Origin of the sequence: Microcystis aeruginosa NIES-2549 (assembly GCF_000981785.2) — a bacterium.
GTDB classification, from domain to species: Bacteria; Cyanobacteriota; Cyanobacteriia; order Cyanobacteriales; family Microcystaceae; genus Microcystis; species Microcystis aeruginosa_C.
Genome location: NZ_CP011304.1, coordinates 4,284,546 through 4,294,213 on the forward strand (window position 1 = coordinate 4,284,546; position 9,668 = coordinate 4,294,213).

Consider the following 9,668-nt stretch of genomic DNA (forward strand, 5'->3'; position numbering starts at 1 on the left):
GTTGGTTAAAACTGACTGAAAATATTACTTGGTTTGAGGAGCTTTTCAAATTGACAGACGATCGCGTTTATTGGTTAGCATGGTCAAGTATTGCTGGAGTTGGGCCAATTTCCCTGAAGCGACTCTATCAACATTTTGGCAGTGTCGCTGTGGCCTGGAATGCCTCCGATTCTGCGATCGCAGAAGGGGCGGGATTTGGCAAAAAGTTAATGGTAGCCGTACGGGAAGGGCGATCGCAAATTGACCCAGAAGCTCTTTTCGCCGAACATATCCAGAAAAATCCCCTTTTTTGGACTCCTAGCGACCCAGAATATCCCCGCTTTCTCCGGGAAATTCCCAGTCCTCCCCCCTTACTTTACTATCAAGGAAAGGTCAATTTAGAGGAAAATCAGGGAAATATCCCCACCGTCGCCATTGTGGGTACTCGTAACCCCACGGATCACGGCAGGCGCTGGGCGCGGCGCTTAAGTACCCTTTTGGCCCAACAGGGATTTACTATTGTTTCTGGCATGGCCGAAGGAATTGATGGCGAGGCACACCAAAGCTGTTTAAAAGCCGGGGGAAGGACGATTGCCGTCTTGGGAACAGGGGTCGATGTGGTTTATCCTAGTCGTCATCGGCAGCTACACGCGGACATCCAAAAGCAGGGTTTAGTCATTAGTGAACATCCCGCCGCAACTCAGCCGAATAAAGCCCATTTTCCCAGTCGTAATCGCATTATCGCTGGTTTAAGTCGCGCGACTATTGTTATCGAGGCCCCCGAAAGGTCTGGCTCCCTGATTACAGCTAGTTATGCTAACGAATTTGGCGGCGATATCTATGCTTTACCCAATTCTCCCGATATTGCTGCCGCTAGAGGTTGTTTACAACTGATTCATCAGGGGGCAGAAATTATCGTTTCTGAGGAGAAATTATTAGAAATGTTGGGGGCAATTCCCACCACGAACCAATCTGCACCGCTTAATCTCTCCCCTTCACTCCCTCTAGAGACATCCCCGGCCGTTAATGCTGCTCCTCCAGTCAATCTAGAACCTAGACTAGCACAAGTGTATCAGTTATTTGACAGAGATGCCCTGTTGTTTGACATTATTGTTCAAAAAATGCAAATCCCCACCTCAGAAGTGGCGGGGATTTTATTGGAATTAGAATTAATAGGTTTAGTGACTCAGTTACCCGGTATGCGTTACCAGAAAACCTAGTTAACCCCCAAATGCTTATTTATGGTATTAGCTAAAGTGGTTTTCGGTGCAGCCCCGACCACTAGATCAACTTTTTGACCCCTTTTGAGGATCATCAGGTTTCAGGTGTTTATCTATGGTATTAGCTAAAGTGGTTTTCGGTACAGCCCCGACCACCATATCAACTTTTTGACCTCCTTTGAAAATCATCAGAGTAGGAATACTGCGAATCCCGTACTGACTAGCGATATTGGGGTTTTCGTCGGTGTTGAGTTTCACCACCTTGACTTTCCCTATGAACATTTCGGCAATTTCTGCGACAACGGGAGCCACCATTCGACAAGGACCGCACCAAGGAGCCCAGAAATCCACTAGGACAAGGTCGGTACTATCTAAAACTTCGACTTTAAAGTTGGCATCTGTAACTGCAGGAACCTCTGACATACTTAAGAAATCCTCTAGTAATCACGGTTATCTAGAATACGCAAAAATTTCATTCTAGAGATTCGTGGTGCGATGTTGACATTCCACTGGTGAAAAGGACGAGAACTAGCTCTAAATCCAATGTAAAGGCCTTAACTTGCATCAGAGGTAGCTTCTTGGATCAATTTCACAAGGGGCATTCTTCTATTTTATAACCCTAGAGGCTCTATTTTGACTTTTTTTTGATAAAGTTTTGTAATATTGCCGGAGTCAAGCATGGGTGATGGGAGCCAGATAAAATTTTCTTGAAGAAAAACCCCAAAAGTCATCGATTTTATCTAGGCTTAACCTGAGTTTGATTATGATTGGCACAAGCCACCTCCTAATTGAGCTTTTCTATGAAAATTCTGGTCTTAAATGCGGGATCGAGCAGTCAAAAAAGTTGTTTATCAAAAATGTCGGGGTGAAGACCCTCGTACTGACGGGATGAAACCGTTCCGACATCGGCGTGAGCTTTTGTCGAACGCTGATCTCACGGCCGAAGCCCCGACCAATAGACCTCTCCAAAAATTTATAAGTCAGTCACAGCAAGGAAGAGAGGCAGATTAGACCAAGAGTCAAAATTAGCTCTCAAAACCGATTAATCAGGGTTTGAAGAGACAAAATCCAATTTTGACGGAAAACTATGGCTAATTATAACGTCAATTACTTCCCCTGATTGCTCCCCTTCTATTACTTCTAAAATTAGCGCACTAATTCTCAACCTTACTAAGCCACAAACGGTCAGTAAAACCGATTTATATCGACTTTTATTTAATCTAAATCTTTCTTGAACTACTTTAAATACTTTGACAACTCGAATTAAATGCTCAACAAAAATTCGCCGAGATGATAAAACTTTATTTTCTTTAATTTGATTCTCGGTTAATTCTCCATTCTTAGGTTTTTTATCAGGAGTTCTGATTTGATTTTCTCCTAGGTAAGCTTTATCTCCAATAAAAGTTTGTTGAGAATCGAATTTGCTTAAAGTTTGCCGACAGATTTTTATGTCGCTCGTCGGACCAGGTTGACCAATAACTACATCAACAATATCTTCAGCTTTTGGCAAGACAATAAATTGACTTTTTAAAGTATGTCTTTTTTGCTTTCCCGAATAATATATTTTTTGTTCTTGATAATCGGTCGGCCTCTCCACGGGCTGTTCTGCGCTATCGACAATCAACTCATAATCCCTTAATTGTTCAATTATTATTTCCTCTTCTTGGCACTTCTTTATTTGTTCTAACAAACTTGGCGGTAACTCTCCTTCAAAAAGTTTTTGCCAATAGGTAAAGATATTATGAGCCGTTGATTCACTCACTTGAAATATTAGTCCTAAGATTTGAAAGCTTAGATGATGTCTTAAATAAACCAACATTAGAACAATTTGTTCCTCTTCTGATAATTTAGGAGGTGTTCCGCTTCCTGGTTGATTAATCCTAATTTTGGTTTTTTCGATTTCTGATTGGTTTTTCCGATGTATAAGTTTTCCAAGTGCCATCAGTTGTTCTAGTTGTTGGTAGTCAATTCCTAATAGTCTTTTAGTTTGTTTCGGATATTTTTGAATGTATTCCCAAGTGTAGTTTTTCATGGCTTTTTTGAGTTACTATTTGTTTTATTATATCCTATATATTGTGATTTAATTAAATTATGGAGAGGTCTAATATAAAACAGCGAAGCACGATTAAATCCTTGACAGTTTAGCCTTGCATAGTTTATCATAGTAAATATGGTTTGATAAACAAAATGTTAAAAGCGTTTAAGTACAGAATCTATCGTGCGACTCGTTCCTACCAAAAGTCTAACAGACGTGGGTAGGACAAGGTTGAGAACCTTGATAACTCAATAACCGTGAAGGTGAAAGTCCTTCCCTCCAGATGATGGAGTGACAGCATAACCCCTTCCTGTGGAGAACGGTCATCAAAATGGGAAAAGCGGGGTTAAATGGCAGTAAAGATGAATCTGACATCAAAACCTGTCTAGCATCTAACTATGTGTATGAATAAGAACTTCCGTCAGAAGTATCGTCACTGAAACCTAGCCTACACAGATTATTGGCTGGCAACAAAATGTTAACAAGCTAACGTACTGGGAAAAGATAGAGTTCAACCAGAATCATCTACACAGCTTCGGTATAGAGGAAGACACTAAAGTTAGGAATACGGTTGTTGGGAACGAAGTAATCCTTATGAATCTCTTAGATAGGTCGAAATCTAAGTAGTAACCAGCGTAAGACTCATATAGGAAAGGATTGTGTAAGAAGCCAACGCCTATCTGTAATAGATAAGGATATGCTGACGTACACACTGTTCAATGGAATGAATGGTCTTAAGTAGTAATGAAAAAGTTATGAACACGGCAACAAAACCGATGTATGAATGGAAGGACATCAACTGGCGAAAAGCTGAAAGATGTGTTTTTAAGTTATCAAAAAGAATATTCAAAGCCAGTCAACGGGGTGATGTCAAATTAGTCCACAAATTACAAAGGCTACTCCTAAAAAGCTGGTACGCCAAACTGATAGCCGTCAGACGGGTTAGCCAAGATAATCAAGGCAAGAAAACCGCAGGGGTAGATGGGATAAAATCCTTAACACCCAAACAAAGAATGGCACTTGTCAATAATCTAAAACCTGGCAATAAATCAAAACCAACTCGTAGAGTATGGATACCAAAACCCAATACGGATGAAAAGCGACCTCTAGGGATTCCCACCATGTACGAACGGGCATTACAAGCCTTAGTAAAACTGGCATTAGAACCCGAATGGGAAGCAAAATTTGAACCTAACAGTTATGGATTTAGACCAGCACGTTCAGCCCATGACGCAATCGGAGCAATCTACATAAGCATCAACAAAAAGCCCAAATATGTGCTAGATGCGGACATAAGTAAATGCTTTGATAAAATAAACCACCAGAAACTACTGACAAAACTTCAAACTTACCCCAAGCTAAGACAACAAATCAAAGCATGGCTAAAGAGTGGAGTCATGGATGGAAAAAACCTATTCCCTACCAATGAAGGCACACCACAGGGAGGTGTAATCTCCCCTTTACTAGCTAACATAGCCTTACACGGCATGGAAGAAAGAGTTAAGCAATATGCAAAAACTCTGAAAGGCAATAAATCCAAAAATGAACAAGCCTTAACCCTAATCAGATATGCAGATGATTTTGTTATCCTGCACGAAGATTTAAAGGTAATAAAGGAATGTCAAGAAATCATTAAACAATGGTTAGCAGAAATGGGGCTAGAACTGAAGCCTAGTAAAACAAGAATATCCCATACTCTTGAAACTTATGATGATTACGTTGGATTTGATTTTCTCGGATTCAACATCAGGCAATACCAAGTCGGAAAACATCACGGGGCAAAAAGTAGTAAAGGAGTCAAACTAGGTTTTAAAACCCTAATCAAGCCTAGTGCTGAAAAAGTCAAGTCCCATCTAAAGAAATTGGGAGAAGTAGTAAATAGTCAGAAGTCATCCCCACAGGATGCCTTAATCAAACGACTCAATCCAATCATTAGAGGATGGAGCAATTACTATTCATCAGTAGTAAGCTCAAAAACATTCACAGATTGTGATTACTACTTCTTTGAAAAACTCAAGAGATGGGCATACAGACGACACCCAATGAAAAACAAAACTTGGATAATGCGTAAATATTGGCATACTGAGGGAAAAGATAATTGGGTATTCAGCACAAGAGGAGGTAAAAACCCCTTCAAACTGGCAAGACACCTAGATACAAAAATCGTAAGATACGTCAAGGTGAAAGGGGATAAAAGTCCCTATGATGGGGATTTAATATACTGGAGTAGTCGAATGGGTAAACACCCAGAAATGCCACCAGAAAAAGCTATTCTACTCAAAAGACAGCAAGGACGTTGTGCATATTGTGGACTATATTTCCAAGATGGAGACATACTCGAAACCGACCACATTATCCCTAAATCAAAAGGGGGTAAAAACAATCGAGATAATAAACAGTTACTCCATCGACATTGCCACGATTCTAAAACTGCATTAGATAAAACTGGTACTCATGACAAAGAGCCATTGGAGAGAGGAGCGGTGTGAGGTGAAAGTCTCACGCACCGTTTTGAAGCCGAGCCAGAATGGTGACATATCTGGCTTAGGGCAACCGACCAGTGAGCAATCCGTTTTGCTTGCCAAGTCGTTTGGCTGTGCTAGATGGTTTTACAATTACGCTCTAAACTTGACATCCGAAACTTACAAGCAAACTGGAAAAGGATTAAGCAGAGACGAAATAATTAAGCTGCTGCCTTCCCTAAAAAAAAGTATGAGTGGTTAAGCGAAGTACCATCGCAGGTATTACAACAAGCCGCTTTAAATCTTTCTAGTGCTTTCCTTAACTTTTTTGAAGGTAGAGCTAAATATCCTAACTTCAAGAAAAAACAGAATAGGCAGTCGATTAGATTTCCTCAGCACTGTAAGTTAAAAAATGATGTTCTGGTATTAAGTAGTCGTGCAAAATAAATTTCCTAGTGAAGATAGGCAAGAGGCAATAGGCAAGAGGCAAAAGCTTTATCGAAATGTGTAATTAATGTTGCTTAGGTACTTACCTAAAATTGGTGAAGTCCATTGCCAAGTTTCACGGCAACCAGAGGGAGACTTAAAGTCTGTTACGGTTTCAGTTAATCCATCAGGAGAATATTTCGCATCTTGTCTTTATGATGATGGTCAGGATTTACCCCAAAAATTAACAGAAGGAAAAACTATCGGGATAGACGTTGGACTAACCCATTTTGCTATTACATCAGATGGGACTAAACACGGGAATCCTCAATACTACCGTAAGTACGAACAGAGATTAGCGAGGAGACAAAAGAAACTTAGTCGCAAGCAAAAAGGGTCTAACAACCGCAATAAAGCTAGAGTTAAAGTTGCTAAAGTTCACTCTAAAATTGTTCGTTGTCGTGAAGATTTTCTGCACAAACTAAGTCGTAAATTAGTTGACGAAAACCAAGTCATAGTGATAGAAAATCTGGCAGTCAGAAACATGATCAAGAATCAAAATCTAGCCAAGTCAATTAGTGATGCTGGTTGGGGTCAATTCTGTACCATGTTGAAATATAAAGCTGAATGGGAAGGGAAAATTTATCTTGAAGTAAATAGATTTTTTCCTAGTTCCAAGACTTGTAGTAACTGCTTAAATCGTGTTGATAGTTTGAGTTTAGATATTCGTAGTTGGCAATGTCCTAAGTGTGGAGAAACCCACGATAGAGACATCAATGCCGCTAAGAATATTCGAGATGAAGGTTTACGAATTTTGGCGGTAGGGCATACCGCTACTGCTTCTGGAGGGAGAGTAAGACCAAGTAAAGGCACTGCTTTTGCAAGGCATCTCCCCGTGAATGAAGAATCCCTCGCTTCAGTGCTTCGGGGAGTGTCAACCCATTCCCTGCCAATGGACTGAACTGGGAATCCGTCGCTATGGTTTCCATGGCACCAGTCATCAGTACTGCTCGCAACGGGCCGCCGAATTGTTGGGAAAACCCCTAGAATCCTTGAAAATGGTGATCTGTCATCTGGGCAATGGTGCTTCCCTATCGGCAGTCAAGGGGGGTAAAAGTATCGATACCACTATGGGATTTACTCCCCTAGAGGGATTGATGATGGGAACCCGCAGCGGTACGATCAATCCAGTGATTCTGATTTATCTAGAGCGAGAATACCAATATAATCCCGATATTTTAAAGATTTTACTGCATAAAGAATCTGGTTTAAAGGAAATTTCGGGTATTTCTGGGGATATGCGGGCAATTACGACGGCAATGGCCGAAGGCAACCAGAGGGCAAAATTAGCATTTGAGATGTATATTCATCGTCTGAAAAGTTTAATCGGATCGATGATTGCTTCTCTGGAGGGGTTGGATGTGTTGGTATTTACGGCAGGAATCGGCGAAAATTCAGCTTTAGTACGGGAAAAAGCCAGTCAAGGCTGGTCTTTTTTGGGTTTAGAGTTAGATTTGGCTAAAAATGCCGCCCATCCCCGCGATGAGGATATCGCCACCGACACATCTAAAGTAAGAGTGATGGTAATTGCTACGGCGGAAGATTCGGCGATCGCAAGAGAATGCTGGCATTTATCCCCATAGCTCCTTACCTTTGGCCATTCTCTTTTGGCTGTTCCGTTGTGGGAATCTCCATAATCGGATGGTTGAGAGCAATCATCAAATGGTCTCCCTCTTGGCTAATACTTCCCGGCCCGCTCGCCATTTGGGAGAGGGGATCATTGCGTCCCGAGATGAAGTAGGAACTAACAGCGATCGCCATAGCGGTAAAAATTGCGCCACCATAAACATAATATTGCCGACGACGCTGACCATCGACTTTTCTGAACACCTGTTCTGCCAATCGGTCGCCGGCCATAGCAACCGGTACGGGGATTTGCTTTAAATTAGTTTGTAATCCCAAGAGCTGCCGATAGAGTTTTTTAGCGGCAGCATCATGGTCTAACCAATGCTGAACTAGCTTCCTTTCCTCTACCGTTACTTCGTTATCAATATAGGCGCTAATTAAATCGAAACGATGAGCTTCTTCGTTATCCTCATCTAAGAATAAAATATCCTCGGTTGCGGGGTTGGAATCGCCCTCATCGTGACGTAACAAAGACTTGATCCATTGAACGTCTTCGGGTTGATAATTATTCATGGTTGACCTCGACCAGAAGCGATCGGTATACAATCACTTTTCACCAGCACGTAGCTAGTTAACTTTAACGACTCCTCACTTCGACCCTTAGTGCCGAATCACCACAATTTTCCTTAGCCTTCCGTAAAATAGGGCTGTAAAACAGATTGTAATTTAGCGCGAGCGCGAGCAATGCGAGATTTAACAGTTCCTAAAGAAACTCCTGTGATCTCGGCAATTTCTTCGTAGGCCATGCCTTCAATTTCTCGGAGAATAATAGTTGTCCGAAAAGCTTCTGGTAAATCAGCGATCGCAGCCTGTAATTGATCGTAGAATTCGTGGGTGGTGAGATGTTCATCGGGACTGGGGTAATCGGACTCGATATCCCAATCGATTTCGCCATCTTCCACGCGCCGGGGAGCATCCAGAGAAATGGGGTGATTAACCCGCTTGCGTTTCCGCAATTCGTCGTAAAAAAGATTGGTAGCAATGCGACTTAACCAACCACGGAACTTGAGGGGTTCATGGAGACGGTTAATATTGCGATAGACGCGAATCCAGACCTCTTGAGCCAAATCGGCGCGATCTTGCCAATCGGGAGCCAAATGATAGAGTAATTTATCAACATGAGCCTGATAGCGCCGCAGCAGTTCCGCAAAGGCTGCTCGATCGGGCTGGCACCCTTCCTGACAGCGTGCAATCAGATCGTAGTTGGAGAGTTTGTCAGGGGACAAGGGGTTTTGAGACTTTTTGGCCTCAAGTGACCAAGATGCTGGAATCGATTGACTCATGGGATTTCCTCAAGGGTATAAACTCCTCACTCAGGGCTTGAGGACGGGAGAAGTTAGCAAAGGTTCCCGAAAATAAATAATTTTTTTTCTATATCTTGATTCTAACTGATCGAACCGATCTGAATCAGGTTGGTAGTTGCTGGACTGGGATTTGAGCGGGGCATTCAATCTCGTTCGGCCACGGGGCTAAAAACCTTACTAAGCAGTTATTTCAGCCATTGCATCCCTATTTGATGCCTAAACAGTTCCCACTTATGAGAAACGCTGTCACCACCATCAAGAGCTAATTAGAACAAAATTACTATACAAAAATACCCCGCCAGAAAAAGGGGAAATAGCCGAAAGGCTGATGTAGCAAGGGATAGAAAAAAGATCAAAAAATTTTGCCAAAAGGGGTTGACAAACCTGGGGAAGTTAGATACATTGGTAAATGCGCGGTTGAAGCAAAGCGAAAGCGAAGCGAAACAAACGACGCTGGAACCTAGACAAAACAATAGTTTGAAAGCCAAGTAAAACAGCCTCGTTTAGAAGCAATTCTATAACAAAGAAGTCAAACCCGCAAGGGGGAGACGAAAAA

Annotated in this window: 6 protein-coding genes and 2 pseudogenes; 4 read left to right on the top strand and 4 right to left on the bottom strand. The window is 41.9% G+C overall.

Annotation, left to right across the window (positions count from 1 at the left end):
* The first annotated feature begins 50 nt into the window (after positions 1-50).
* Positions 51-1,199 (top strand): DNA-processing protein DprA, encoded by a 1,149-nt coding sequence (gene dprA, locus myaer_RS21000; protein ID WP_046663536.1) that lies wholly within the window; start codon positions 51-53, stop codon positions 1,197-1,199.
* A gap of 66 nt (positions 1,200-1,265) precedes the next feature.
* On the opposite strand, the gene trxA is transcribed toward dprA, so the two are convergent.
* Positions 1,266-1,622 carry a thioredoxin gene (gene trxA, locus myaer_RS21010; RefSeq protein WP_046663538.1) on the bottom strand — a complete coding sequence of 119 codons (357 nt, stop codon included), beginning with the start codon at positions 1,620-1,622 and terminating at the stop codon, positions 1,266-1,268.
* A gap of 619 nt (positions 1,623-2,241) precedes the next feature.
* Positions 2,242-3,231: a transposase family protein gene (locus tag myaer_RS21020; RefSeq protein WP_046660511.1), complete on the bottom strand. Its 990-nt coding sequence runs from the start codon at positions 3,229-3,231 to the stop codon at positions 2,242-2,244.
* 731 nt (positions 3,232-3,962) lie between these two features.
* On the opposite strand from myaer_RS21020, the gene ltrA reads away from it, so the two are divergent.
* From ltrA to myaer_RS21040, 3 genes and pseudogenes are all read left to right on the top strand, one after another.
* Positions 3,963-5,723 (top strand): group II intron reverse transcriptase/maturase, encoded by a 1,761-nt coding sequence (gene ltrA / locus myaer_RS21025; protein ID WP_052734211.1) that lies wholly within the window; start codon positions 3,963-3,965, stop codon positions 5,721-5,723.
* A gap of 46 nt (positions 5,724-5,769) precedes the next feature.
* A pseudogene (locus myaer_RS21035) lies at positions 5,770-7,083 on the top strand (RNA-guided endonuclease TnpB family protein).
* A pseudogene (locus myaer_RS21040) lies at positions 7,061-7,765 on the top strand (acetate/propionate family kinase); the annotation flags it as partial. The pseudogenes myaer_RS21035 and myaer_RS21040, both read left to right, overlap by 23 nt.
* 4 nt (positions 7,766-7,769) lie before the next feature.
* Here myaer_RS21040 and myaer_RS21045 read toward each other — a convergent pair.
* Together myaer_RS21045 and myaer_RS21050 are read right to left on the bottom strand one after the other, a co-directional pair.
* Entirely contained in the window at positions 7,770-8,321 is a 552-nt protein-coding gene (locus tag myaer_RS21045) for an anti-sigma factor family protein (RefSeq protein ID WP_046663541.1), read from the bottom strand.
* A gap of 113 nt (positions 8,322-8,434) precedes the next feature.
* Positions 8,435-9,091, bottom strand: coding sequence for a sigma-70 family RNA polymerase sigma factor (locus tag myaer_RS21050; RefSeq protein WP_046663542.1), 657 nt, complete (start codon positions 9,089-9,091; stop codon positions 8,435-8,437).
* Positions 9,092-9,668 lie beyond the last annotated feature (577 nt).